This window comes from Methylobacterium hispanicum (assembly GCF_022179285.1).
GTDB lineage: Bacteria > Pseudomonadota > Alphaproteobacteria > Rhizobiales > Beijerinckiaceae > Methylobacterium > Methylobacterium hispanicum.
This window is the reverse complement of the sequence record NZ_BPQO01000034.1, coordinates 13,992-39,677: the sequence shown is the minus strand read 5'-3', so window position 1 is coordinate 39,677 and position 25,686 is coordinate 13,992. Positions and strand designations below refer to the sequence as shown.

Genomic DNA, 25,686 nt, shown 5'->3' with positions numbered 1-25,686 from the left:
TAGCTGGCCGGGAGGCGTCGCGGCTGGGCCGAGGGGTGGACCGGCTGCCGTTAAAACTTCGAGAGGCATCCAGGGTCCGACGAACCCGCTCCCGAGAACGCCCGCCGGCTCAGCCTGGCCGGAACGTGCTGGGGGGGCGGCCGGCCGCGACCGGTGAGGCCGCGAACAGGTCCGCCGGCGAGGTCTCGTCGAGCGCCGTGGTCGGCCGAGCCTCCATGGGCGCCTCCGACCGCCTCCGCTGTCTTGGTAACCGCGAAGCGCCGGCCGGGTATCCGACCCTGCGACGGCGGCGACGAACGTGACGGACGTTCGCCGAATCGAGCGTACCGCAACGAATCTTAAGCGGCCGTGTCGCCTACCGCCAAGCTAGCTGCGCGGCGTCCGCCGGATCATCCGCGGCGCGCAGGCCAGGGCGGTCCGCATCGTGACCTGCCCCGCCCGCAGCGGTCCCAGGGCTGCCCGGGCAATGCGGCCTTCGTCCCGGCCTTCCGGCGCAGGAAGGCGGCGGCCTCGGCCGCGGGCAGGGGTTTGCCGAACAGGTAGCCCTGCGCCTCGCCGCAGCCGGACAGCCGCACCGCGTGGAGCTGCCGCTCCGTCTCGACGCCCTCGGCCGTGACCGCAGCGCCGAGGGAGGCCCCTAGGCCGGCGATGGCCCCGACGATGGCTGCCGTGCCCGGATCGTCCACCGCCTCGACGAAGGAGCGGTCGATCTTGATCCGGTCGAGCGGGAACCTCCGCAGGTAACTCAGCGAAGAGTATCCTGTGCCGAAGTCGTCGAGCGCGAAGCGCACGCCGAGGCCTCGCAACTCGTGCAGGCAGGCCAGGACCGCGGGGTTGTCCCGCAGGAGCGCGGTCTCGGTGATCTCCAACTCCAGGCGACCGGCGTGCAGGCCGGTGGCGGCCAGCGTCGCGACGACGCCCTCGACCAGGCCGGGCCGCATCAGCTGGACGGCCGAGACGTTGACGGCCAGGCGCATGTCTCCCGGCCATCGCGCCGCCTCCTCGCAGGCGTTGCGGAGCACCCACTCGCCGACCGGCACGATGAGCCCCGTTTCCTCGGCCACCGGTATGAAGGCGTCCGGCGGGACGCGGCCTCGGGTCGGGTGCGTCCAGCGGATCAGCGCCTCGAACCCGGTGATCGCCAGCGAGCGCGCGTCGACCACGGGCTGGTAGTGCAGCTCGAACTGGTCCCGCGCGAGCGCCCCGCGCAGGTCGAGCTCCAGCCGCTGCCGGCCGCTCGCGGCCTGACCCATCGCAGGGTGATAGAACCGGTACCCGTCGCGGCCCGAGTCCTTGGCCGCGTAAAGCGCGAGGTCGGCGTTCTTGAACAGCGTGTCGCCGTCCCGGCCGTGCTCTGGCGCGAGCGCGATCCCGATGCTGGCCCCGACCGTGATCTCGTGTCCCTCGATGCGGAACGGCGCCTGAAGGGCCTCGACCAGGCGCGCGGCCACGGCGGCGCCCTGCCCCGGGTTGGCGACGGGAGCGGTCAGCACGGCGAACTCGTCCCCGCCGAGCCGCGCCAGGACGTCCCCCTCCCGTAGGCGGTCGCGCATCCGGGCAGCGACGGACCGTAGCAGCGCGTCGCCGGCCGGGTGGCCGAGCGTGTCGTTCACCGCCTTGAAGCGGTCGAGATCCAGGCAGAGCACGGCGCACGTCGCGTCGTGGTGGCCGACCTCTGCGAGCCGTCGGTCGAGGCACTCGCGGAAGCGGGTCCGGTTCGCGAGGCCGGTCAGCGCGTCGTGGTGCGCCATGTGGGCGATCTGGGCCTCGGCCCGCTTACGCGCGGTGATGTCCGTGTAGGTGCGCACCATCCCGCCGCCTTCGAGCGGCACCGTACGGACCTCAAGGACGGTCCCCTCCGGGCGCTCCCGCTCGTGGATCCGGCTGTCGGCCTCCCTCGCCTGCTCCCGTCCCGAAGGAGGCAGCGCCTCGGCCGGGTCCGCCGTCTCGCCGCGGGCGACCTGATGGCGCCGCACCGCCTCGAAACTCGGCTCGCCGCGCAGGAGCTCCCCCGGCAGGTCGAGAAGCTCAAGCGCGCGCCGGTTGTGCACGCGGACACGCCGTGCGGCGTCCACCATAAGGAGGCCCTGGTCCATGTGCTCCAAGGTTGCGCGGAGCAGCGCCGAGGTCGCGCGCAGGTCGTCCTCGACCCGGACGAGGTCGGTCACGTCCATGCAGGCGCCGAACAGCCCGACGACCTCGCCCGCGGCGTCCCGCTCGGCGACCGCGTGGGCCAGCACGACGCGGATCTCGCCGTCCGTACGAACGAAGCGCGGACGATGCTCGTAGGCCTCACCTCCCATGGCGGTCCGCTCAAGGCGGACGCGCACATCTTCTCGGTCCTCCGGATGGAACGTGTCGAGCACCGCTTGCTTCGTCGGCGCCCCGGCCCCGGGTGGACGGCCGAAGATGGGGTACATCCCGTCCGACCACGTGATGCGCTCGCTGGGGAACGCGATGCGCCAGTGGCCGATCTTGGCCCAACGCTCCGCCAGGCCGAGGTCGCGGTTTGCCCGGTGCAGTTCGTTCTCGCGCGCCTGCAGGGCGACCTTCGTCTCCTGCAGGCGAAGGTGCGAGACGGCGAGGGCGGCGAAGTCGCGGAGCCGGCGCCTCCGCGCATCATCCAGCGCCCGCGGCTGCGTGTCGATGAGGCAGAGGGTGCCGAGCCGCAGGCCGTGCTTCAGGCTGAGGGGCGCGCCGGCGTAGAACCGGATGCCGGGCGCGCCGGTGACGAGCGGGTTGCCCGCGAAGCGCGGGTCCAGGCCGGCATCCTCGACCACGAGGATGTCGTCTGACCGGATGGCGTGGTTGCAGAAGGCGGCATTCCGGGCTGTGCTGACCGCGAAGGTCCCGACGCCCGCCACGAACCACTGCCGTTCCGCGTCGACGAGGGAGACGGCCACGGTCGGCGTGCCGAGCATCTCGGCGGCGAGGCGGCAGATGGCGTCGAGATCGGGATCGGGCGGCGAACCGAGGATGCCGAGGCTGCGCAGGGCCGTCAGGCGTTCGGCCTCGTGATCGGCAGGCGGGATCATGCGCTCGTCCAGTGCCCGGCCGTTCGACCGGCCTTCATCGGGAGGGGCGGGCGGCTCGCTGCGCCGCCGTTCAAGCGAACGTATCGGCGTCAACCGTTAAGGCATACCTACGGGGGGTTCTGGGCAGGCATTCTGGCCCGGCCGCCTCGCTAGACTGGCCATGGACAGGGCGCCGGCGTCTTGTGGGCCGGGGCGGTGGGCTCGCGCGGCATGCCGCGCCCCCTGGCCGGCCTTCCCTTGAAACGGTCGCGACACGCGACTTGCGGGGGCCGCTGTCTGAGCCGCGCGGCCTCGGCCGGCTGACCCACGCATGGTCCAGCGGGGGCCTGGCCATGGCCGGTTTACACCAGGGCCGAGCTGCATCGGCGCCGGTTCCCGACGGCGCCATGGCCGTGTTCGGCGCAATGACCGCGAGCGAGCGCTGCCGCGGGGGAGGCTCCGCACCGGCACCTGGCCCTGGGCTCCAGCGGCGTCGCGTCGGAACGGGCGACCGCGTCCGGCCCGGTGTCCATCCGGGTGGCGCGCCGAGGCGCGGCCGAGATGGCTCTAGAGGGCGATACGCATCCGGTGAAAGGCTTGTTTAACCTTACCGCCATTCGCTAGCGGGCCATGGTCCGAAATGCTTGCCGTCCGACGCCGGGTGCCGTAGCTATGGCCATGGCCATGGATGCCCTGGCCTGCAGCTTCGCCCAGGGCTGCGCGGCTTCAGGCCAGGGGAGCACACCATGTTCAACGACCTTCGCTCCGCCGTCAGGCGCATCGAGGAGGAGATCGATAAGGTCGTCGAGGAGCAGAACAGGTTCCTGCGCTCGACCGCGTCGCGTCTGGCGGTCCTCTACCTTCAGAAGGAGCGCATGGAGGAGCTGTTGGCAAAGGCGGGGACGGAGCCTGTCCCGATGCCCTCGCCCGTGACGCCGACCTCGCCCCCTACTCCGGCGAAGCCCGTGCGGACGGGGGCGCCTTCCGTGGTCCTAGGTCGTGCGGCCACGGTGATCGTGGAGGCGCTGGAGCGGGCTGGAGAGGCCGGCCTGTCCGGGACCGAGCTGAACGATGCCGTCCGAGACGCCAAGATGAGCAAGGACGCTTCCGAGAAGGCGAAGACGCGTTTGAAGCGCCTGGGCCTGGTCCGCCACGATGAGCTTGCTCGCCGGTGGTACGCGCTGCCTCCGGCGTAAGTAGGCACCAGATGACGGCGGCCGGAGAAGTCGGGGCGGGCGGGTGCCTGAACCTTAACCAACCGGGAAAAGTCAGTCCAGGCAAGCTACACCGCAGGTGTAAAAACTTGCCGGAACATGGTACTATTCGACTTGGATGATGGAGGCGTGCATGGCGGCCAGTCACCTCAAGCGGGCGTTGACCTCTCGCCCGCATGCTCCGGCGGCTGACCGGCCGGTCGGGCGGGCACGGGCTCGTGGCCCGCCCTTGGGTCGGGCTGACCCGGGACCTCAAGTCTCGGACGAGCAAAAAGAAACGCGCGGCCCATGGGCCGCGCGCTTTACCCTGAACTCGCCTCTCAGTGTCGCAGCTGCCGCGAGTGTCAGGCATCCCGCGCCCAAAGGCTCGGGATTGGCCAGCCAAGGCCAACGGGTTTCTCCGAGAGGCTGCCAGGCCGCTCGGATCGACGGGCGTACACTAGCCGCACATGCGCGCCTGCGCAAGCGTCTCGTTGCGTTCGTCCTGGATCCCGTTGGCGACCATCGCCGAGGACCCGCCCCCGAGGGGCGCGGGCCCGGTCCCTTCGCCTGCGAGAGGACAAGACCCATGGACGACCTGGATTTCGGTGGCCTCACCGACGACGACCCCGTCTCCGCTGCCTTCCTCGACCCCGACTTCGACCGGTGGGACGGCGACATCGCGCGCGCCCTGGGCCGCCGGGCCGCCGACATCGACGGGCGGGGCCCCTCCGACGGGGACGATGCCGACCGCTGAGCGTCCGCACCGCGGTTCGCTCCCCTCCCCCGGCCCAGGCCGGGGGAGTCCCCTGTCCAGCGACGGGCCGCCCCGCGGCCGTCATGCCGGAGTTCCGTGATGAAGACCCGTGACCAGGAAACGAACGCCTCCCCTCCCGCCCTCGATGATCCCGCCCGGGCAGCATCGTGCCGCCAGGTGCCGCCGGACGCGCACGACCGGTACAGGCCCGTCAACGTCCCCTCCCCGCGTGCGCTGGCGTGCGTAGGCATCAGCCAGGCAGCCCTCGCCGTTCGCGTCGCGGACCTCGGCCTCGACGTCGTCCACATGACGCTGGGCCGCGACGAGGGCACGGGCCTAGTCGTCGCCGCCGCCCTCGACGCGGAGCGGCGCAGACCGGTCGATGTCCTCAGGCTGTTCGGTGACGGCTCGGGCACGGCGGGCGGGCTCGGTGCGGCCTGGCCGTGCCTGGGCGTGCCGGAAGTCATCGTGGTGGACCACGCCGTCGGGTACCATGACACGGGCTTCCACGAGGCCGCGTGGCGGATGGGGATCCAGGTCCTGCACCGGCCCGCACGTGCACTTCCGGGACACGCGCACCTCAACGCCCTGTTGGGCCGGTCCGGGGCCTGTCGGGACGGTCAAGGGCGAAGCGCCGTGACCATGGCGGCGCTCGTCGGCGCGGTGCATGCCTGGATCTCCGCGTGCTACGCGTCCCCGCGCAGCCGTGACGTGGATCCGATGCGGACCGTCCCGCCCGCCGGCCCGCCGGCAGCGTCGCGGGCTCATGCCTGGGCGTTGCGGGGCAAGGCCGGCCGGAACATGGTCGGCCGGATGGCGGCAAGCCGCCGCTAGGCCTGGCAGGGCCATGGGCCCGCCGTCGCCCGCCGGGCCCTGACGTCCGACCCGGAGGGCGAGGCGCGCCCAATCCAGGGGCCGATGTCCCTGCTTCGCGGCCCCAGCGGACACCGGGCCGCGGCATTCCCTCGCCGAGTGGCGGGGTCCGTCGGAAGCCAAGCCGCTCGCCGGGCGCAACCGGCAAGCGCCTTGAGAAGGCGTCAAGGCGGGGGGCCAGGGTCGCGCGATGGTGGGCACGAGCGTCGCCGCCCCCGCGCCGCGGCAGCGATGCACCGATCGAACCCGGCACGACCGCGGCCCCGCCGGGCTCACCCTCGCCCTCCGGCCGGTCGGATGGTGCGGAGCGCCCGGCGCACCCCTCCTCGTCGAGACGCACGTGCCCGCCTCGGGCACCCGGCGGCCCGGGCCACGGTTCCTGACCCGGCGCCATCGGCGAACCATGCCCCCCGACCTCCGCGGCCGCCACCTCCTCGGATTGGAGGGCCTCGTGGGCGCCGAGCCAGCCGCCGATGCGCTGGTCGACTCGGTCGGGAAGCCGCCAGGGCACCGAATTGGACATGGGAGGAGCAGAACTCGCCCGGGAAGTCGAAGGGGGAAGCAGCCACTCGCCGCCGGTCTCGTGGTCGAGACGCCCGAGGAAGGTGGGCTCTCCGCTCGCGGGATCGCGCGGTACCAAGCTCCACCGCATGTGCATGGCGTTAAGGACGAGGGACTCGATCAGGGCCCCGCAGGTGCCGAGCGACAAGCTGGCAACGCGCCAGGTGCCGCAGCATGCTCGACCGTGAGCGCGCCCTTCCCCGCGAGCAGATCCCCGATCCCGGTCAGGGGTTCCGAGCGGTTGTGAAACACGCGGAAGGTCCAGACCCCGCTCAACTCCCCGTCCGCGTCACCGCCCTCCCCGGAGTTAGGCGAGACCAGCGCTCGGCCTGAGAGCCACGCAATCCTGTGACCGCGCGGGCCAGGCCTTGCTTGGCACACGGATGTCCCCGCTTGCGGCCGAGGATCGGGGGCGGGTCGCAGCTTGTCCCTTTCACGACCGCCCGGACGATCAACGCGTGCTCCCGGGCGGAGCAGCACTCTGCCGATTCGGGCCCGCGCCACTCGCGAGCGGCGGTCCCGGCGGGCCCCGCGAGGGTGCCTGATCCGCGGCGGGGCGGCTCCGTCCCAACTCTCCGGTGCCCGCATGCCCACTTCCGGCCAAGTTCCGTGTGCCTTCAACGCGTCCGACGCTTCTACCGCCGGCATCCCGCCCGTCTCGGAGGAGGAAATCCGTCGGGCGATGCGGGCCGTCTTCGCGGTTTGCGCGCCCGAATCGAGCATGATCCTGAACGTGTTGCTGGACAACCTTCTCACTGCCAGCCAAGCGGGAGGCATCCTGCGGTCCAAGCTGCACGGCCTGGACGTCGGCTTGCGCAAGCACCTCAGGCAGACGTGGCTCGACGGGGTCGTCATGCCGCTCGCCAGGTCGCGCAACCCACTCCATCGCGCCGCCTTCTCCGCCTTGCCGCAACTGCGGGACCCGCGGGACGTCTCCGGCCTCCTCGCGGCTGTCGGACAGATCGCGGGCGAGGTCCCGGAGCACACCACGGCGCGGGATCACCTCGACGGTGCCGTCCGCTTCCTTGAGGCGCTCCCGATCCTGATGCGCGCGGTCGAGGCCCTCGAAGCCCGGACCTTCGCCCAGGGGGCGGGCCGCTCGCGAGCGGTCGGGTACGATTCGGGGGCACGCGACGACACGCTTGCCCGTCAGGTGCGGTCGGTCGCGCATGAGTTCCGCAAGGCGGCGCGGAAGGCGCTCGCGCCCCTCGTGGTGCGCCTCGCGGACGCCATCTTCGAGGCGGAGCTAGGAGCGGTCCGAAGCGCGTCGTTCGCCCGGGCCGCGCCGGTTCTGCGGTCGCCCCCGGTCGGGGGACCGAGGAAGCGGGGCTTGGAGGGGCCGCCCTGGCGTCGTCGCCTGCTCGAAGGGCTGCAGGGCGATATCTGGGGCGGCTTGGGGGAGGCGCTGGAAACCGTGCTGCGGCGCCATCCCGGGCTGGAGGTCATGGAGGTCGCCGTCGAACGCAGCGGCGACCTGTCCGGGCGGGCTCGGGCTATCCTGGCGCGACACGGGATCCGGTTTGCGGTCGCCACCTGCTTCGACCTTCAGCTCGGCTCGATGCAGCACAGGGCAGAGGATCTCGTCGGGCCCGGCCACCGGGCCGACCGGCCCGCCTGGGCCGAGGTGGACGCGTGTCTAGACGCCCATGTGCCGCCGGAACTCGACACCTCCTCCTTCCGCCTGATGCGCCGCATCCTGGAACGGGACGGCGGCGACGGCTTCGTGCTCGATGCCTACGCGGAGGACCAGCTCGTGATCGCTTGCCGCGCCGGTGGCCAGCTTCCGGCGGATTTCGCGGACTGGCTCGTCCGGGCCGCCGACGCCGAGGGCGTGACCCTGCGGTTCGCCGCCGACGACGGTGGACCACCGGTCTCCGAACTGGCGCGCGTCGGCTTCGCGTGGGCGGAGGGAAAGGAGCGGTTCTTCATGACGCGGTCGGCCGCGCCCGATCCAGGAACAGGCCCCTTGCCCTGAACGGCGTTCTGCCGGGCGCGGGTTGAAGGGAGGGCCGGCCGATGTCGCGGGCGCCGGCCCCACATAGCGCGAGCGGCGCAAGCCCCGGGCCGACGTCGCCGGTCCGGGTTCGATGATGAACCGGGGCGCCTTCGGGGCGCGCCGGCACCGGTCGGCAGCCGCCCTGCCGGCTCGGCACGTGGCGACGGAAGCCTCGGGCCGCACAGTATCGTAGGAGGGATCGAGCGGGCACTCTCCGGTTCCCCCTGTCCTCTTGAAGCGACGCGAGGCGGCACGGCGGCGCCATGTTCCTCGGGCCGCACCTACCATGGCCGGGCGCGTGCCGGGATCGGACGCGGATGGAACGGCCGCGGGCATGCTCCACGGCCGCTCGCGTTGCCGGTGGCGAGGCCTCGGGATGTCGCCCGGCCGCGCGGGCATTGGAAACGGCCAAGGTTCCCGCGACCGACGGTCCGGCAGCCGGTGAAAGCACGCAGCGCCTTATGGACACCAAGCTCGAACTCATGTTGTTGTCGAGCTTAGATGACAGGGGGAGCCGACATGGTGATCGTCAGGATGCCGGGTGGCGACGTCGAGTATATCGCTCCGGACGAGCTCCTGTGGATGCGTCAGGCTTTTGACCACGAGTTCAAGGATGCGGTGATGCTCCGCATCACGGGTGACCGGATCTACTCCGTGGAAACGGTGGCTTCCCTGGCCGCGAAGTTCGCCGCAGCCGGGGCTGCCATGGCTCGGCTGACCCCTCCCGAGGGCGCCATCGAGATGATGGTCAGCGCGGAACGGGTCCGCGAGGTGGAGCCGCCGAGCCCCGCCATCCACCACGAGGGCGCCGGATCGGTCCTCAAGTTCGGTCCCAAGCTGATGCTCGCTGTGCGTGAGAGCGAGGCCGAAGCGGAGGCCGTCCTGGCCGAGGCGCTCAAGGGTCGGCCGCCGGCACCTGCGGCATTGGCCGCGGCGGCCCTGGGAGGCGCCATCGTCGGTGCTGCGGTCGCCGTAGCCGTGACGGCGCCGGGTGCGGAAGGCCCGGATCGCGAGCCACAGGAGCGCCCGGAACCGGCGTGAGGGCCGCGGCGGCGCGCCGGGCCCGCTCGTGCCCCCTCGCCCGGCCCGCCAGTGCCGTCGGGGCGGGCCATCTGTGTGTTCGCGCGCCGGGTGTGGCTGCCGGCGGGCACGGCTGGCGATGCAGACGACGCGTCGCCGCGCGCCGCTTCCGCTCAGGGTGCGGGCTCCGAGCAGGACACGCCGGTCGCGCAGGGCGCTGGCATGCGCCGCTCCTCCGAGTTCGGTGTAGGCGGGGCTAGGCCGAGCCCTCCGGAGCGGCCGGTCCCCGCCGATCTCGTTCGCCCTATGTTCCAATCCTGGTGCGCCTGCCCTAGTGTCTTGCCGGCGCGAGTGGCACCGTTCCGAACGGAATCCGTGGACAACAGCGGAATCCCGGCGTGACGCGTCGGCGGGCCGGAACGTAGACCGGGGTGCACGGTGTTGTGGGTGGGCGGTGGACCGGGCGTCCTCGCCGCAACGGGATCGAGGGATGGCAGATCAACTCGACTGGGGACGCCTCCTCAACTCCCAGCGGCGCAAGGGTAAGGCCGCAGGCAGAGCCTACACGGCGCGGCTGGGCGAGGACCGGACCGAGCACGAGCGTGACCACGACCGTATCCTGTTCTCGACGCCGGTGCGGCGCCTCCAGGACAAGACCCAAGTCTTCCCCTTGGAACGCAACGACAGCGTCCGCACCCGGCTGACCCACAGCCACGAGGTGGCGAACATGGCGCGGAGCATGGGGACCACCCTCGCCTTCGTGCACGGCGGGGCGCTGGGGTTCCCCGCGGAGGTCGAGCCCCTGCGCAACGTGCCCGCCCTCCTTGAGGCCATCGGGCTCGCCCACGACCTCGGCAATCCGCCATTCGGACATCAGGGTGAGACCGCGATCCAGACCTGGGTGAAGCGCCACTCCGCCCGGCGAAAGGATGAACCGACCTCGTTCGACATCTTCGACGCGCCGGACCTGAGCGAGCCGATGCGCCGTGATTTCCTGAAATTCGAGGGCAACGCACAGGCGTTCAGGCTGCTGACGCGATTGCAGATCCTGAACGACGACTTCGGCCTGAACATGACCTATGCCTTCCTGGCGGCCCTGATGAAGTACCCCGTGCCGTCGGACGCGGTCGACAAGACCTCCCAGGCAAGAAAGAAGTTCAACTTCTTCCAATCGGAGGCCGAGATCGCCGCCGAGGTCTGGGCCGAGACCGGCTTGCGGCAGGGCGTCCGCCATCCCCTGACCTTTGTGATGGAGGCTTGCGACGACATCGCGTACTCGGTGGTGGACGTCGAGGACGCGGCCAAGAAGAAGCTGATCAACTTCAACGTGCTGATGGCTTGGCTGCGTCACGACGCTTGCGACGACGAGTTGACGCTCGACGTCTGCGAGCGGGCCGAGCGCAGCCACGCCGAGTTCCGGGACGCGGGATTGTCGCCCGGTGAACTCGACGACATCTCGATGCAGATGTTCCGCGTCGACGCCATCGGGAAGATGGTGCGGGCCGCGGTCGGGGCGTTCGTGGCGAACCGGGATGCCATCATGGCCGGCGCGTTCGACAGGGAGCTGATGGCGGCCTCCGAGGCGGTCGTGCTGTGGACCTCGTTGAAGCGCTTCGCCAAGTTTCACGTCTACCGCCACCGCAGCGTCCTCGAAGTCGAGCTCGACGGGCACCGGACCGTCCACGAGCTCATGGACATGTTCTGGAAGGCCATCGTCGGGCGCAAGGATCCGGACGACCTGCGCTCCGACCGCGAGGCGTTGCCGGCCTACGTGTATTCCCGGATCTCGGAGAACTACCGGCGCGTCGCCGAGGCGCCCGGGAACGCGATGCCGTTGCGCTACCGCGAACTGCAGCTCGTCACCGACATGATCTCGGGTATGACCGACACGTTCGCGGTGTCCCTGCGCGACGACCTGAGGCGGCACCATGGCTGACCTTGGCTCCCCCGTCCGCGACGGCGCGGAGCTGTGCCGGCGAATGCAGGCCTTCCTCGCGGACGAGGCTCGCGGGGGCCCCGAGATCGCGGATCTGATCGGCCATCTCGGGCAGGTGGGCGAGGTTGCGATCTTCGGCGGCATGGCCCGGGACCTCGCCCGGGGCGGGGCTGCGGCCTTCGCGTCGGACGTGGACCTGGTCGTGCACGCGCCGCCGGCGCGCTTGGCGGAGCTGATGCGGGACGGCGCGGCCGTTCGGAACCGCTTCGGCGGCTACCGCATCGCCGGGCGCCGCCACACGTACGACGTGTGGGCCCTACCCTCCACTTGGGCGGTCCGGTCCGGCCACGTGCAGGCCGCCCATCTGGCCGACCTGGTGCACACCACCTTCTTCGACTGCGACGCCGTGCTTTACCTGTGCGGCTCCCGCCAGGTTCACCACGGGCCGCGTTTCACGGCCTGGCTGCGCGACGCGGTCGTCGACACCAACCTGGAAGAGAACCCGAACCCGCGCGGGGTCGTGGTCCGCGCGTTACGGATCCTCCTCGAACATCAGCAGGCCGTCGGGCCTGGCCTGGAGAGGTATCTCCGCAGGATGGCCAAGGGGCATGCGGGTTGCCTCGACGGGAACCTCGCATCACGCCTGTCCAGCATCCTGGCAGACCTGCGCCCGCTATCCTCCGGCACGGGGCCACGGCCGCCGGCGCGGCACGCGGGCGCGCCGACCGGCCTTGCCCGGAGCGAGCAAGCACGACCGTGATAATGGGGCCCTGCGGCCCTCGCCACCGTCGCGGGTGAAGAGGAACCCGGCCGGGACGGGCGGGACCGGACGAACCGGTTTAGGCGCCCCGACCGTGCCCATCGTGCGCCGCCGGCGCCGAGGCGGTCGAAATGCCCCGGACCGTCCTGGTCCGGCCCGCGCGATCCCGGCTTCGAGGCCGGGGCGCCTCACGAGTTGCCGGGCCCTGTCCACGGAACCGACCTTGCGCCGAGGCGGACGCCACCACCCCTGGCCACCGGGCCGAGGTCGGGCGTCAATCAACCCACGGCAGCGCGCGGCGGGCGGCAACGCATGGTGACCGCGTGCGAGCATGGCCGTGTGGCCAGGGCGCGCGCCGACCACGCCCCATCGGGGCGCGGGCGCGTTTCCCGGACCGGAATGCCCTTGGAGATGGCCGGTCGACGGGGTGCGGCGCCGCGACGAGGGGAAGGGGCGCGGGCCCGGCGGCACGCTCCCGGGTCCAGCTCGATCAAGGCCGTGGGTTGGGACGCTGCAGGGCGCCTGACGGACGCTTCCGGGGGTGTTCCTCGGCGGGCTCCTCCAGGTCGGCCAGGATCGGGCAATCCGGCCGGTGGTCACCCGAACAGCAATCAACCAATGTCTGGAGCGTGGTGACCATCTGGTTCAGGTGGGCGATCCTCTCGCGAAGCTCGATCATGTGCGCCGTCGCGACCCGCTTGACGTCGGCGCTCCGCCTTGACCGGTCGCGCCACAGGTCGAGGAGCTCGTTGATCGCGGCCATGGAGAAGCCAAGGTCCCGGGCCCGCCGGACGAAGCGCAGCATGTGCACGTCCTCGGACGAGTAGTCCCGGTAGCCGGAATCCCTGCGGCCGGCCGGCGGGATCAGGCCGGTCTGCTCGTAGTAGCGGATCATCTTGGCCGAGACGCCGGAGGCCCTGGCTGCCTGACCGATGTTCATGGAGTTCCTCCCATCGCCGGCGCGCCGACCTGGCGGAGGCCGGCGCGCGGTATCGCCTCCTCCGGACGGAAGCCGCGCAGCCGCAGCGCGTTGCCGAGGACGAAGACGCTCGACAGGGCCATCGCGCCCGCGGCGAGGACCGGCGACATCAGGACGCCCCAGGCGGGGTATAGCGCCCCCGCTGCCACCGGGACCAGGGCCGTATTGTAGGCGAATGCCCAGAACAGGTTCTGCCGGATGTTGGCGATGGTCGCGCGCGACAGCGCGATGCCGGTCGCGACCCCGCCCAGGCTGCCCGACATCAGCACCACGTCGGCGGCCTCGATGGCGACGTCGGTGCCGGTGCCGACTGCCAAGCCGACATCCGCTTCCGCGAGTGCGGGCGCGTCGTTGATGCCATCGCCGATGAAGGCCAGCTTGCAGTGCTCCGCCTTCAGCCTGCGCACCGCCTCGACCTTGCCGGCGGGCGGCACCTCGGCGACCACCTCGTCGATGCCGAGCCGCCGCGCGACGGCCTCCGCCGTGCGGCGGTTGTCGCCCGTGATCATCGCGACCTTGAGCCCGAGGGCGCGCAGCGCGGCGACCGCGGCTGGGGTCGTGTCCTTCATGGGGTCGGCGACCGCGATGACCGCGGCCAAGCGCCCGCCGATGGCGGCGTAGAGCGGGGATTTGCCCTCGTCGCCCATCCGCGCCGCGGCCGCGGCGAAGGCCCCGACGTCCAGCCCGAGCTCACGCATGTAGCGGTCGGCGCCGATCTCCACCCGCTCGCCGTCGACCTCGGCCCTGGCGCCGAATCCGGCGACGGCTTCGAAGGCCTGGACCTCGGGTAGCGGAATGGCCTCGGCCTGCGCCGCCGCTACGATGGCCCGTGCGATCGGGTGCTCGGACCTGTCCTCGACGGCCGCGATCCGCCCCAGTACGTACGCACGGTCGAAGCCTGCGGTCACCTGCAGATCCGTCAGGGCGGGACGACCCTCGGTCAGCGTGCCGGTCTTGTCGACCGCGACGACCTTGGCATCCCTCAGGAGTTGGAGCGCCTCACCCTTGCGGAAGAGGATGCCCAGCTCGGCGGCCCGACCGGTGCCGACCATGATCGAGGTGGGTGTGGCGAGGCCCATGGCGCAGGGGCAGGCGACGATGAGAACGGCCACCGCATTGACGAGCGCGAAGGTCAGCGCCGGCGACGGCCCGAGCACGATCCAAGCGGCGAAAGTCAGCGCCGCCGCCGCCATCACGGCTGGCACGAACCACATGGTCACCTTGTCGACCAAGGCCTGGATCGGCAGCTTCGAGCCTTGAGCCTCCTCGACCATGCGGATGATCTGCGACAGCACGGTCGCCTCGCCGACCGCCGTCGCGCGACAGGTGAGCGCACCCTGCCTGTTGACGGTCCCGCCCACCAGCGTGCTGCCTCGGGTCTTCGCCACCGGGACCGGCTCGCCGGTGATCATCGATTCGTCGACGTAGCTCTCCCCGTCGGTCACGGCGGCGTCCACGGGGATGCGCTCGCCGGGGCGCACCTCGACGATGTCGCCGGCCACGACGTCTGACACCGGGATCTCGACCGAGGTGCCGCCGCGCCGGACCCGGGCGACCTTCGCCTGCAAGCCGGCCAGTCTCGTGATCGCCTCGGAGGTGCGTCCCTTGGCCCGGGCCTCCAGGAAGCGGCCGAGCAGGATCAAGGTGACGATGACGGCCGCCGCCTCGTAGTAGACGTTGACCGTCCCCGCGGGCAGCAAGGATGGCGCGAAGGTCGCGACGGCTGAGTAGGCGTAGGCCGCGAGCGTGCCCACCGCCACGAGCGAGTTCATGTCCGGCGCGAGGCGAACCAGCGCGGGGATGCCCTTCACGTAGAAGCGGATGCCGGGCACGGCGAGGACCAAGGTCGTCAGCGCAAACTGGACGTACCAGCTTTGCTGCATGCCGATGGTCCGCGCGACCATCGCGTGCATGCCGGGGATGAGGTGCGAACCCATCTCCAGGACGAAGATGGGCAGCGTCAGCACGGCGGCGATGGAGAGATCGCGCCCGAGGCCCGAACGCTCGGTCTCCCTGCGCCGCGCGGCCTCATCGTCGACGGAGGGGGACCCGCCGACCGGACGCGCGGTGTAGCCCGCGGCGGAGATGGCGGCGGCGAGTGCGTGCAGGTTGGCCGTGCCGCGCACGCTCGCCCGCTCGGTCGCGAGGTTCACCGTCGCCTCGGCGACACCCGGCACCGCCTTGAGCGCGCGCTCGACGCGTCCGACGCACGATGCGCAGGTCATGCCCTCGATGGAGAGCTCGACGGCTTGTGCAGGCACGGAATAGCCGGCGGCCTCGACGGCCTGCGCCAATCGCTCAGGATCGAGCGAACCACTGGCCCGGATATCTGCGCGTTCCGTAGCCAGGTTGACGCTGACGGCCTCGACGCCCTCGACCTTGCCTAGGGCCCGCTCGACACGGCCGACGCAGGACGCGCAGCTCATCCCCTCGACAGGCAGGCTGATTGTCGTTCCCGCGGCCTTCCTCGGCCTGGACTGAGCCTCCATCGGCCAACTCCTCAGGTGTCATGAACCGGACGCCGCCGGAAATGGGGCTTCCCATCGTTGGAAGGTCAAGGGTGGGATCTCGCGAAGGCGGGTTTCGCCCTTCCGGCGGCGCGCGGATGCGTCGTCCTCCATGCCTCGAAAGAGATCCGGTCCCTTTGCCGCCTTCCGTCGCGGAGATGGCGTGCGGCTGCCGCATGAGGCACGTCGCGTAGGCAGCGCGCGTGGCCGGCCCGCACGCCACGGCCGGAGCCGGAGGGCGCTGGCGGCGGACGTCGAACGCGGGAACCTGGCGGAAGCGAGACGGGGATGAACATGCCCGCACATCTTCGTGGCCGGCGCTCTTCCGTCGCCGGCAGGACGGCGGTCGAGCCCGGCAGGCGGCCGTCCGTGCGGACGTGATCGGCCGGTGCGGGCCAGGGACCGACGCCGAAACGGGGCCTGCGCCGGCGGCACGGCGGCGTCCCCCCCCCCTGCTCCCGAGCCGGTTCAGCAGCCGGGCCGGTGCCGCTTTCCCGAGGCGGCTCAGGTGCATCCTGCCGCGTGGTCGGAGCCGCTCAGGCGGCTGACACGTCGGTGCTCACCGCCGGAATGCGGACCGGGCGCTGCGGCCCGCACCCGGCCGTCGACCGCGACGGACGACCCGGGAGCGTCGTCGGTCGTGAACGCCGGAGGCCCCCGGGTCGCCGTCATGTTCGGTCGGGATATTCATTTTCATTCACAAGCAGCAGCGCCGCGTCGACGACGTCGCGGAAGGCCTGCGAGCGTTCGCAGGCCGCGAGGAGGCGCCGCGTCCATGCCTCCGACGGGAGGGCGGCGCCCTTGTGCCGGCCGCCGAGGTAGGATCGTATCGCTGCCTCCAGCTCCGGGCGGGGGGTATGTCGACCGCGCAAGAGTTTTGAAATGTTGGCTTGGCTGGAGCCCAGCGTGCGGGCGAGCGCGTCCTGGCTCAGGCCGTCCTCTCGGCGGGCTCGTTCCAGCGCCGCCGCGATGGCGGCGCGCTCTCCGTCGCCGGATCCTGCCTTGCGTCCTCTCATGGTTTGAATGAAAATGAATATCCGGGGACGGCGTCAAGGGGAATCGCGACTATGCTGCTCGAAGCGGAAGGCCGCCCGAAGGCTGCACGGCGTACGCTGCCCGATCCGGATGCCGAGGTCGTGCCCGGGGTCCGCTGGGGTCGGCCCGAGTGGGTGCCGAGTGCCGCGTTCTGGGCGGACATGGTCAGCCGCGCCAGCGAGCAGTCCGACGGGTTCGTCAACCGCGACGGCTCCCTGCAGGAGGAGGTCGGGTTCTGCCTGCTCGGCGGCTACGGCATCACGGCTGAGGTCAACCATGCCGTTCACGACCGGTTGGTGGAGGCCGGCGTGTTCGTGCCGGGACGCCGCCCGGCCGAGGCGGATATCGAAGCTCTGCTGCTGCAGCCGGTCCTGCTCGGCGGCCGCCCGGTCCGCTACCGCTTCCCGCACCAGCGGGCCCGACGGCTCGCGGTCGCGTTGGGGATGATCGAGGATGAGCCGCCCCCGACCGACGACGCCCTGGCGTTCCGCCGCCACCTCATGCGGATCCCGGGCATCGGGCCGAAGACCGCATCCTGGATCACCCGCAACTGGCTGGGCAGCGACGAAGTCGCGATCCTGGATATTCACATCATCCGGGCCGGTCTCCTGATCGGCCTCTTCGACCGCTCGATGCGGGTACCGCGCGACTACGAGGCGCTGGAGCGGCGCTTCCTGGAGTTCTGCGGGGCGCTCGGCGCCAGGCCGTCCCTGCTCGACGCGGTGATGTGGCGGGCGATGAGGAATATCGGCCGGGGTCCCGTTTGACGGCGGCCGGCGAAAGAGGCCACTATCGTCTAGGTTTGCGTCCAGGGATCGCGATGTCAGGCGGTAGCAAGTCCAGCACACGCAGGGGCCCGCGTCTGGGGCCAGGTACGCCGTCACCGGTGTCGCCCCGGGGGCAGGAGGGCCAGGGCGGCGGCGAAGGGCTCGGCGGGGGCGCGGACCCTTGCAACCTGCGCTACGACACCGACCTGACGGGCGTGCGGACCCCTGCGGTGGCGACGGTCCGCGAGCGGGACGTCCTGGACGTGACCCTGCACCGGGAGGATCCCTTCGAGACGGCCGTGTGCCGCACGCGGCCCGCGGCCGACATCGTCGGCTCGCTCGCGGGCATGGAGGGCTTGGACCAACTCCTCGGCTGCCTGCGGGCCGGGCATCGGTACGAGGCCCGGGTCATCGAGGTCGACCGCACCCGCTGTCGCGTCCTGGTCGAGCGGGTGGCGCGTTGATCGTCGCCGGCGGCTGCTACCTGGAAGTCTGTGCCGTCCCGCGCTGGAGGCGCCTCTTCGGCTCCGGAGGGCGGGCCGCCGCATCGGTCGGCCGGCTGTCGCCCGGGACCGAACTCCATACCTATGCCCACCGGGGGTGGGTCTCGGACGTCCGAAGCTCGATGCACGCGTTCGGCGTGGGCGCGACCGTCCAACCGATCGACGAGAGGATCTCGTTCTCCTACTTCCATCCCCTCTCGCCCGCGCTGCTCGAACCGGCCGTGCCCGCTGCGCAACCTGCCCTCACCGTGTCCGGCGACGTGGTGCTGCGGTTCGGCTTCGTGGAAGGCGACGCCGTCGTTTCGGCGCGGCGCGCCGTCCACGATCCGCAGACCGGCCATGCGGCGAGCCCCTTCCGCGCCAACGGATCCCGGGCCGAGCGCCTCGCCGTCGTGCTGAACCAGGGCGAGGCGGAGGCCGCGACCGGCGCGGCGGGCGACGACGTGGGCGCCGCGCTGCTCGCCGCGCACGACGCCGAGGTCGTCGTGGTCAAGCGCGGGTGCGAGGGCGCGCGAGTGTTCCGGGCCGGAGGCGTGCCGGCCGACATCCCGGCCTACCGCTCCGAGCGCGTGTTCAAGATCGGGTCCGGCGACGTGTTCAGCGCGGCCTTCGCGCACCATTGGGGCGAGCGCGGGCTGGGCGCCGTCGACGCCGCGGACCTGGCCTCGCGCAGCGTCGCACACTTCGTCGACTACCACGCGCTGCCCCTGCCCCCCGCCGCCGAACTCGCGTCCCAGCCCGCCCTCCCCGCTGGCCGACGTCCCGGCCTGATCTACCTGGCAGGACCCTTCTTCGACCTCGCGCAACGTTGGCTCGTCGAGGAGGCGCTCGAACGGCTCCAGGCACTGGGCGCGCCGGTGTTCTCTCCCCTGCACGAGGTCGGTACGGGCCGTCCGGCCCAGGAAACCGCGGCCGCCGATCTCGAAGGCCTGGACCGCTGCGCCGCGCTGCTCGCGCTGCTCGACGGCGCCGATCCGGGCACCCTGTTCGAGGTCGGGTACGCGCGCGCCCGGGGCAAGCCCGTCGTCGTCCTTGCCGAGCGCCTCGACGACCCGAACCTGACGATGCTCGTCGGCACCGGCTGCCGGGTCGCTCGCGACTTGACATCCGCGCTCTACCAGGCGGCCTGGGCCGCCATGGAATGAGGGCGCTCCTGCTCTCGGGCGGCCTCGACTCGGCGGCCATCGCCGCCTGGCAGAGGCCGGACGTCTGCCTCACGGTCGATTACGGACAGAGGCCGGCCAAGGGCGAGATCGCCGCGGCGGCCTCGGTCGCGCGCGAGCTCGGACTTCGCCACGAGGTCGCGCGGGTCGACCTGTCGGCCCTTGGCCTTGGCCCGCTCGCGGGGCGCGCGGCGTCGGATCTGGCGCGCGCGCCCGAGTGGTGGCCTTACCGCAACCAGATGCTGGTGACGCTCGCCGGCATGCGGTTCGTGGCCGAGGGACTGACCGAGATCCTGCTCGGGGCGATCAGGACGGATGTCCATGCCGACGGTCGCGCTCCCTTCCTGCGGACCGTCGACCGGCTGATGCACCTGCAGGAGGGAGGCGTCCGGGTCATGGCCCCCGCGCGCCACCTTTCGGCCCTGGAGCTTGTCAGGCGGTCGGGGATCCCCCGTTCACTCCTGGGCGCCACCTTCTCCTGCCATGTCATGGAATACGCCTGCGGTCGGTGCCGTGGCTGCGAGAAGCACCAGGAAACGCTGGCGCGCATCGATGGCGGCCGGGCCCGCGCCGGCACCGCGGTCCAGGCGTCCGCGGCGACGGGAGGTTGAGTCATGTCGGGAGGACCCCCGGGCCGGCGAGGGCGGGCTCCGCGGCGATTGCAGCAGTCCGGCGACGGTTGCGACCTCCACCTCACCGTCGACTTGATAGGGGTGCGTCGTGAGGCGGCGGACCGGGTACGCGCGGGCGACGACCTGCGGATCGAGCTTGTCCACGAGGGGGCCGCGGTCGGCGCGATCTGCCGGAACGGCGAGGGCGCCGTGGTGGGCGCCCTCGCCGCGTTCCCGGGTCTGACGCGGCTTCTCGACTGCCTCGCGCGGGAGGTGCCCTTCGTCGCCCATGTCGAGGAGGTCTCGTCGACGCGGTGCGTGGTGACGGTGTCGAGGACCGACCCATGATCATCGTGGGCGGCAGTTACCGGGAGGTCTGCGCTTACCCGGAATGGGACCGGATTTACGGTTCCGGTGGCCGGGCCGCCGTGGCCGTGAGCGGGCTCTCGCCCGGCTCCGTGCTGCACACCTACGCCTACTCGGGTTGGGCGGCGGACGTACGCGCGACCATGGCGTCGTTCGGCGTCCGTGCCGAAGTGGTCGAGATCGAGAAGGAACTCGTCTTCGAGTACTACCATCCCCTGAGCAAGGAGCCCGTGCCCAAGGCGTCGGCCGGTCTGCCCCGCATCACGGTCTCCGGGGAGGTCGTGCTGAGCTTCGGGATGCTGGAGGGGCCGTCCACGGTCGTGGCCGGCCGGGCCGTCCACGACCCGCAGTCGGACAGTCCCGAGGCGGCCTTCTCGGCGTCGGGGTCGCGGGCGGGCGAGCTGGCATACGTGGTGAGGGACTACATGCTCGCTGCGGCGGATCCGTCGCAGGCGGCGATGGATGTGGCGACACGCATCATGGCCGATGAGGGCGCCTCGGTCGTCGTCGCCCGCCACGCCATCGGCGGCGCCAGCGTCTATGTCGGTGACACGAAGCCGCGGCTGGTTCCGGCCTACATATCGGACACGTGGTTCAAGATCGGCTCCGGCGACGTGTTCTGCGCCGCCTTCGCGCACTACTGGGGCGAGCGCCGGCTCGACCCCGTCGAGGCCGCCGACCTGGCATCGCGCAGCGTCGCCCATTTCAACGACGGTCATCGCCTGCCTCTCCCGGCGCCGCATGCCTTGGGCGCTCTCGTGCCGCAGCCGGACACGGCGCATGGGGGGCGGGTCTTTCTTTCGGGACCGGCGGCGACGCTGCCTCAACGCTGGCTCCTCGACCAGGCACGGTGGTGGCTTCTTGATCTCGGGAGCGAGGTGTTCTCGCCGTTCCATGAGTACGGCGAGCGGCTTGCCGCGAGCGCCGGTCCCGCGCTCGCCGGGCTGAGGGCCTGCACGGCTGTCCTCGCGCTTGCGGATGGCGGCGACCCGGGAACGAGCGCCGTCATTGGGCACGCCCGGGCCGTCGGGGTTCCGGTGGTCGTCCTGGCGGAAGCGGTGGCTGCGACGGACCTCGCGGTGCACGCGGGCATGTCGTGCGAGATCGCCCGTGACTTCACGACCGCCCTGTACCGCGCACACCTGGCCGGAATGCGCTGACCCGACCGGACATCGTCGATGAGACCTCCGACCCGACCCCCTCCCAAACCGATCCGTGGCGTCTCGGCGGAACCGGTCCAGCCGCGTGGCTCGGCTTCGGCCGCGGACACCGTGGAGCGTCTCAAGTCGGCGCAGGAGACCTGGCAATCCTTCCAGGACTTCCTGGACCGGCGCATGCACTCGCGCTGGGTCTTTCGGGGCTGCGCGTCCCGCGAATTCCTATGTATGCCGAGCGCGGGCCGCACGCCGAACCACGACCCGCTGTTCGAGGAGCACCTGTTCCGCGCCTTCAAGCGCGAGGCACGCTTGCACGTCTCGCTGCCCGGGGCGACCGATTGGGACTGGTTGGCCCTGGGGCAGCATTTCGGGCTGCCGACGCGCCTCCTGGACTGGACGACCAACCCGCTCGTCGCGTGCTTCTTCGCGGTCTCCAGCGACCCCCTGGACGCCGATGCCGTGATCTACGCCTACCCGGTCGACGACACGCTCGTCATCAATCCGGAGGAGGGGCCGGGCCCGTTCGAGATCGACCGCGTGGGCTTCCTGCTTCCGACCACGACGGCCCCGAGGATTGCGAGCCAGCGCGGGTTGTTCTCCGTCCATCCCAGGCCCAGCGAACCGTGGATGCCGAGCGGACTGGCTGAAAACAGCTTCGTCATACCGCGAGCAGTCCGGTCGCGCTTCCAGCGCAAGCTCTTCAGCCTCGGCATCGATGCGGCCCATATCTGGGCTAGCCTTGAGGGCGTGTGCCTCTCGCTGAGCTGGCAGTATCGGCAGCGTCTCGGCATTGGCGCCGCCGTATTCTGAGGAGGTTGCATGCCGGGCCCTGACGCAGCGAACACGGATGCGGCTGTCCTCCAGGCCGTCGCGACGGCCGTGCGGGAGATCGACCTGAGCGGGACCGAAGCCTGGGCTGACCTGGACGCCCTGTCGTCGAACACGCACGTCGACTCCGTCGAGGTCTTCGCCGACGAGATCAAGGTGCGTGGCGGCAGCTTCGAGGGACCGATCAACGTCCATTGCACCCTGAATTACGGGAGCGTCGCGGACGGCCTTACGGTATCGGAGACCTTTCCAGGCCGGTTCGAGGGCAGCCTCTCCCCCGCGGGACCGGTCATCCTGCGACTGAAGGTGGACACGAGCAGCTTCTACGCCTGAAACGGCCACGGGAACCGCAGGGGCGTATTTATGGTGACGGAGCGGAGGGATGAGTCCCCCTCTACGTCAGACACGACGGTGATGCGTACTTCCTGACCGAAGGCGGGCCATTCGCACCTGACCTCGATTGCGGTCGAGTGTTCTATGAACCTGGCGAGGACTTCGGGATCATCAACGATCCGACGGACGGGCGCGACCCGCCGTTCAAGAGCGAGCCTGGCTCGTTGAGAAATGCTCGGCGACGGGTGAAGCCGAGAGGCCGATTTCCGGCCGACGTGCCTCCCGGTGGGCGTAGTTGGCGGGGCGCGGTGCATCCGGGGGGATGCCGCGGCCGCGCCGTTATTCACCAAGCTTTGCTATTTTCCCTACGCGTAAGCACCAGATTACCTTTAAGCAAAGACAGCCGACTGTCCGTGGATCTCCCGAACCAGGTGAGATCTCAAGCTGGCGTTGGCTTTCACGTCGGAAGTAGGCACTTGCGCCTGTCCCGTGCTATAACGAGCGCCACGGATGGCGCGCGCTCTTTTCGCCCTCGGTCTCGAACGCCAGCTGCCTGTTGAACGCACCAGGATGCCCGGGAAGAACACTTAATCGCTTTCATAGGTCAGCCTATTCGCTTTGAAAGGCAGCCTAATCACTTTCCCCCAGAGCCGCGAGGGTCGAACTTCTCAGTAAATCCGGTCAAGTTACCCTTCCATAGGGTCAAACTTTACTGAGAAATTACAAGCGCCCACCTCACACGTCGAGGTTGGCCACGCTCAGCGCGTTCTCCTGGATGAACTCGCGCCTGGGCTCCACCACGTCGCCCATCAGCTTCACGAAGAGGTCGTCGGCGTCGGTCGTGTCCTTCACCTTGACCTGCAGCAGCGAGCGCACGTCGCGGTCGAGCGTCGTCTCCCAGAGCTGCTGGGCGGTCATCTCGCCAAGCCCCTTGTAGCGCTGCAGCGAGAGGCCCTTGCGGCCGAAGGCCATCACCGCCTCGAACAGCCCGACGGGCCCGTGCAGCACGGTCTCGTCGGTCTTGCGGGCGAGCGTCGCGGGCTCGCCGTAGATCTCCCGGAAGGCGTCGGCCCGCTCGGCGAGACGGCGCGCCTCCTGGCTGGTGATCAGGCCGGCATCCAAGGTCGCGACCTGGCGCACGCCGCGCAGCGTGCGGCTGAGCCGGTATCCGCCCTCGTGCGCCTCGCCCTGCCAGCCCTGCTCGATCTCGTCCGCGATGGCGTCGAGGCGCTTGGCCGTCATGTCGGCCAAGACCTCGGCCTCGCCGGGGTTCTCGGCCACGTCCCCCGCGAAGGCGCCCGCCAGCACCGCCTGCTCCACCACTGCGCGGTCGTAGCGGGTGTGCAGGCCCTGCAGGATTCCGCGGAAGCCGCGCGCCTCCTCGACCAGGGTCTTCAACTGCGGCCCGGCGAACTCGGCCCCCGAGGCGAGACGCAGCACCGCGCCTTCCGTGCCCTGGTCGATCAGGTAGTCTTCGAGCGCCCGCTCGTCCTTGAGGTAGAGCGCCTTGCGGCCGCGCTCGGCTTTGTAGAGCGGCGGCTGGGCGATGTAGAGGTGCCCGCGCTCGATCAGCTCCGGCATCTGGCGGAAGAAGAACGTCAGCAGCAGCGTGCGGATGTGCGAGCCGTCGACGTCCGCGTCCGTCATGATGATGATGCGGTGGTAGCGCAGCTTGTCCGGGTTGAAGCCCTCGCGGTCGGTCGAGGACCGCCCGATGCCGGCCCCGAGCGCCGTGATCAGCGTGCCGATCTCGGCCGACGACAGCATCCGGTCGGCGCGCACCCGCTCGACGTTCAGGATTTTTCCGCGCAGCGGCAGAACCGCTTGGAACGCCCTATCCCGGCCCTGCTTGGCCGAGCCGCCGGCGGAATCACCCTCCACCAGCAGGATCTCGCACTTGGTGGGGTCGCGTTCCTGGCAGTCGGCGAGCTTGCCTGGCAGCGAGGCGATGTCGAGTGCCCCTTTTCGGGTCACGGTCTCGCGCGCCTTGCGGGCGGCCTCGCGGGCGGAGGCCGCCAGCACCACCTTGCCCATCAGGGCCTTGGCCTGGGAGGGGTTCTCCTCCAGCCAGGTCGAGAGGCCCTCGTTCAGCACGTTCTCGACGGCCGGGCGCACCTCGGAGGAGACGAGCTTGTCCTTCGTCTGGGAGGAGAATTTCGGGTCCGGCACCTGCACCGAGATGACCGCGGTCAGCCCCTCGCGGCAATCCTCGCCGGTGAGCGAGACCTTCTCGCGCTTGGCGACGCCCGAGGATTCCGCGTAGCCGGTGATCTGCCGGGTCAGCGCCGCGCGGAAGCCCGCCATGTGGGTGCCGCCGTCGCGCTGCGGGATGTTGTTGGTGAAGGGCAGCACGGTCTCGTTGAAGGAGTCGTTCCACCAGAACGCCACCTCGACCCGGATGCCGTCGCGCTCGGAGCGCACCACGACGGGCTTGCTCATCCCCTCGATGGGTTTCCTCGATCGGTCGAGGTAGCGCACGAAGGCCTCGATGCCGCCGTCGTAGTAGAGTTCCTCGCGCTTCTTCTCGGCGTGGCGCGCGTCGGTGAGCACGATGCGCACGCCCGAGTTCAGGAAGGCCAGCTCGCGCAGGCGCTTCTCCAGCGTTGCGTAGTCGAACTCGACCATCGTGAAGGTCTCGGTCGAGGGCAGGAAGGTCACCTCCGTGCCGCGCCGGCCGTTGCCGGGGCCGACCACCTTCAGCGGGGCCTTCGCCTCGCCGTGGCCGAACTCCATCGCGTGCTCCTGGTCGTTGCGCCAGATCCGGAGCTTCAGCCAGACCGAGAGCGCGTTGACGACCGACACGCCGACGCCGTGCAGGCCGCCCGAGACCTTGTAGGAGTTCTGGTCGAACTTACCGCCCGCGTGCAGCTGGGTCATGATGACCTCGGCCGCGGAGACGCCCTCCTCCCGGTGGATGTCGACCGGGATGCCGCGGCCGTTGTCGGACACCGTGCAGGATCCGTCCGCGTTGAGCGTCACGGTGACGAGGTCGGCGTGGCCGGCGAGCGCCTCGTCGATCGCGTTGTCGACGACCTCGTAGACCATGTGGTGCAGGCCCGAGCCGTCGTCGGTGTCGCCGATATACATGCCCGGACGCTTGCGGACGGCGTCCAGCCCCTTGAGAACCCGGATCGATTCCGCGCCGTAGGCGTCGTGTTCAGTCTGCGGAGTGTCGGCCATGAATGTCCTCGGGCAGGCGGGTCGTCGTCATGCGCCGCCCGGCCCTGTCGGGCGGCTTCGCCTGCGATTCGTCTAACCGGCCTGATATAGGGGTTCAGCCTTGAAATTGCATCGGTTTCCGGGCGCGGCACGCTGCGCCCGGAAACC

20 protein-coding genes are annotated in these 25,686 nt (G+C 70.8%); 15 read left to right on the top strand and 5 right to left on the bottom strand.

What is annotated here, in order from left to right:
• Positions 1-389: 389 nt before the first annotated feature.
• Positions 390-3,035, bottom strand: a complete 2,646-nt coding sequence (locus MFF56_RS27410) for a sensor domain-containing phosphodiesterase (protein WP_066920374.1) — start codon at positions 3,033-3,035, stop codon at positions 390-392.
• 725 nt (positions 3,036-3,760) lie between these two features.
• Here MFF56_RS27410 and MFF56_RS27405 point away from each other — a divergent pair.
• The 7 genes from MFF56_RS27405 to MFF56_RS27375 all read left to right on the top strand — a co-directional run bounded on the left by MFF56_RS27405 (position 3,761) and on the right by MFF56_RS27375 (position 12,110).
• Entirely contained in the window at positions 3,761-4,210 is a 450-nt protein-coding gene (locus MFF56_RS27405; RefSeq protein WP_066920372.1) for a hypothetical protein, read from the top strand.
• A gap of 586 nt (positions 4,211-4,796) precedes the next feature.
• Positions 4,797-4,964: a hypothetical protein gene (locus MFF56_RS27400; protein WP_156453582.1), complete on the top strand. Its 168-nt coding sequence runs from the start codon at positions 4,797-4,799 to the stop codon at positions 4,962-4,964.
• 99 nt (positions 4,965-5,063) lie between these two features.
• The gene (locus tag MFF56_RS27395) at positions 5,064-5,798 is read left to right on the top strand and encodes a hypothetical protein (protein WP_156453581.1); all 735 of its coding nucleotides are present in this window, start codon (positions 5,064-5,066) and stop codon (positions 5,796-5,798) included.
• Between the two features lie 1,282 nt (positions 5,799-7,080).
• Positions 7,081-8,373 carry a hypothetical protein gene (locus MFF56_RS27390; protein WP_066920369.1) on the top strand — a complete coding sequence of 431 codons (1,293 nt, stop codon included), beginning with the start codon at positions 7,081-7,083 and terminating at the stop codon, positions 8,371-8,373.
• A 540-nt stretch (positions 8,374-8,913) separates the two neighbouring features.
• A complete protein-coding gene (locus MFF56_RS27385) occupies positions 8,914-9,435 on the top strand; it encodes a hypothetical protein (protein ID WP_066920367.1) in 522 nt (173 codons plus the stop codon).
• 469 nt (positions 9,436-9,904) lie between these two features.
• Positions 9,905-11,350, top strand: a complete 1,446-nt coding sequence (gene dgt, locus MFF56_RS27380) for a dGTP triphosphohydrolase (protein ID WP_238231827.1) — start codon at positions 9,905-9,907, stop codon at positions 11,348-11,350.
• 43 nt (positions 11,351-11,393) lie between these two features.
• Positions 11,394-12,110: a nucleotidyltransferase family protein gene (locus MFF56_RS27375; RefSeq protein ID WP_197430506.1), complete on the top strand. Its 717-nt coding sequence runs from the start codon at positions 11,394-11,396 to the stop codon at positions 12,108-12,110.
• Positions 12,111-12,600: 490 nt separating this feature from the next.
• On the opposite strand, the gene cueR is transcribed toward MFF56_RS27375, so the two are convergent.
• The 3 genes from cueR to MFF56_RS27360 all read right to left on the bottom strand — a co-directional run bounded on the left by cueR (position 12,601) and on the right by MFF56_RS27360 (position 16,612).
• Positions 12,601-13,050: a Cu(I)-responsive transcriptional regulator gene (gene cueR / locus MFF56_RS27370; protein ID WP_066920529.1), complete on the bottom strand. Its 450-nt coding sequence runs from the start codon at positions 13,048-13,050 to the stop codon at positions 12,601-12,603.
• Positions 13,047-15,578 (bottom strand): heavy metal translocating P-type ATPase, encoded by a 2,532-nt coding sequence (locus MFF56_RS27365; protein ID WP_066920528.1) that lies wholly within the window; start codon positions 15,576-15,578, stop codon positions 13,047-13,049. The genes cueR and MFF56_RS27365 overlap by 4 nt, the downstream gene beginning before the upstream one ends.
• Before the next feature lie 686 nt (positions 15,579-16,264).
• A complete protein-coding gene (locus MFF56_RS27360; protein WP_082772950.1) occupies positions 16,265-16,612 on the bottom strand; it encodes a helix-turn-helix domain-containing protein in 348 nt (115 codons plus the stop codon).
• 51 nt (positions 16,613-16,663) lie between these two features.
• Between MFF56_RS27360 and MFF56_RS27355 the strand changes: the two genes are divergently transcribed.
• The 8 genes from MFF56_RS27355 to MFF56_RS27320 all read left to right on the top strand — a co-directional run bounded on the left by MFF56_RS27355 (position 16,664) and on the right by MFF56_RS27320 (position 22,359).
• Entirely contained in the window at positions 16,664-17,398 is a 735-nt protein-coding gene (locus MFF56_RS27355; RefSeq protein ID WP_066920526.1) for an 8-oxoguanine DNA glycosylase, read from the top strand.
• Between the two features lie 119 nt (positions 17,399-17,517).
• Complete coding sequence (locus tag MFF56_RS27350; RefSeq protein WP_238179518.1) at positions 17,518-17,862, top strand: hypothetical protein; 345 nt, start codon at positions 17,518-17,520, stop codon at positions 17,860-17,862.
• A 161-nt stretch (positions 17,863-18,023) separates the two neighbouring features.
• Positions 18,024-19,046, top strand: coding sequence for a PfkB family carbohydrate kinase (locus MFF56_RS27345; RefSeq protein WP_238231825.1), 1,023 nt, complete (start codon positions 18,024-18,026; stop codon positions 19,044-19,046).
• Positions 19,043-19,675, top strand: a complete 633-nt coding sequence (locus MFF56_RS27340; RefSeq protein ID WP_066924819.1) for a 7-cyano-7-deazaguanine synthase — start codon at positions 19,043-19,045, stop codon at positions 19,673-19,675. The genes MFF56_RS27345 and MFF56_RS27340 overlap by 4 nt, the downstream gene beginning before the upstream one ends.
• Before the next feature lie 3 nt (positions 19,676-19,678).
• On the top strand, positions 19,679-20,023 hold the full coding sequence (locus MFF56_RS27335) for a hypothetical protein (protein WP_063111002.1): 345 nt from the start codon (positions 19,679-19,681) through the stop codon (positions 20,021-20,023).
• Positions 20,020-21,201, top strand: a complete 1,182-nt coding sequence (locus MFF56_RS27330; protein WP_066924821.1) for a hypothetical protein — start codon at positions 20,020-20,022, stop codon at positions 21,199-21,201. The genes MFF56_RS27335 and MFF56_RS27330 overlap by 4 nt, the downstream gene beginning before the upstream one ends.
• A 111-nt stretch (positions 21,202-21,312) precedes the next feature.
• Positions 21,313-22,008 (top strand): FRG domain-containing protein, encoded by a 696-nt coding sequence (locus tag MFF56_RS27325; protein ID WP_238231823.1) that lies wholly within the window; start codon positions 21,313-21,315, stop codon positions 22,006-22,008.
• A 9-nt stretch (positions 22,009-22,017) separates the two neighbouring features.
• Complete coding sequence (locus MFF56_RS27320) at positions 22,018-22,359, top strand: pPIWI-associating nuclease domain-containing protein (protein WP_066924823.1); 342 nt, start codon at positions 22,018-22,020, stop codon at positions 22,357-22,359.
• 735 nt (positions 22,360-23,094) lie between these two features.
• Here MFF56_RS27320 and gyrB read toward each other — a convergent pair.
• Entirely contained in the window at positions 23,095-25,539 is a 2,445-nt protein-coding gene (gene gyrB / locus MFF56_RS27315; RefSeq protein WP_066924825.1) for a DNA topoisomerase (ATP-hydrolyzing) subunit B, read from the bottom strand.
• Positions 25,540-25,686 lie beyond the last annotated feature (147 nt).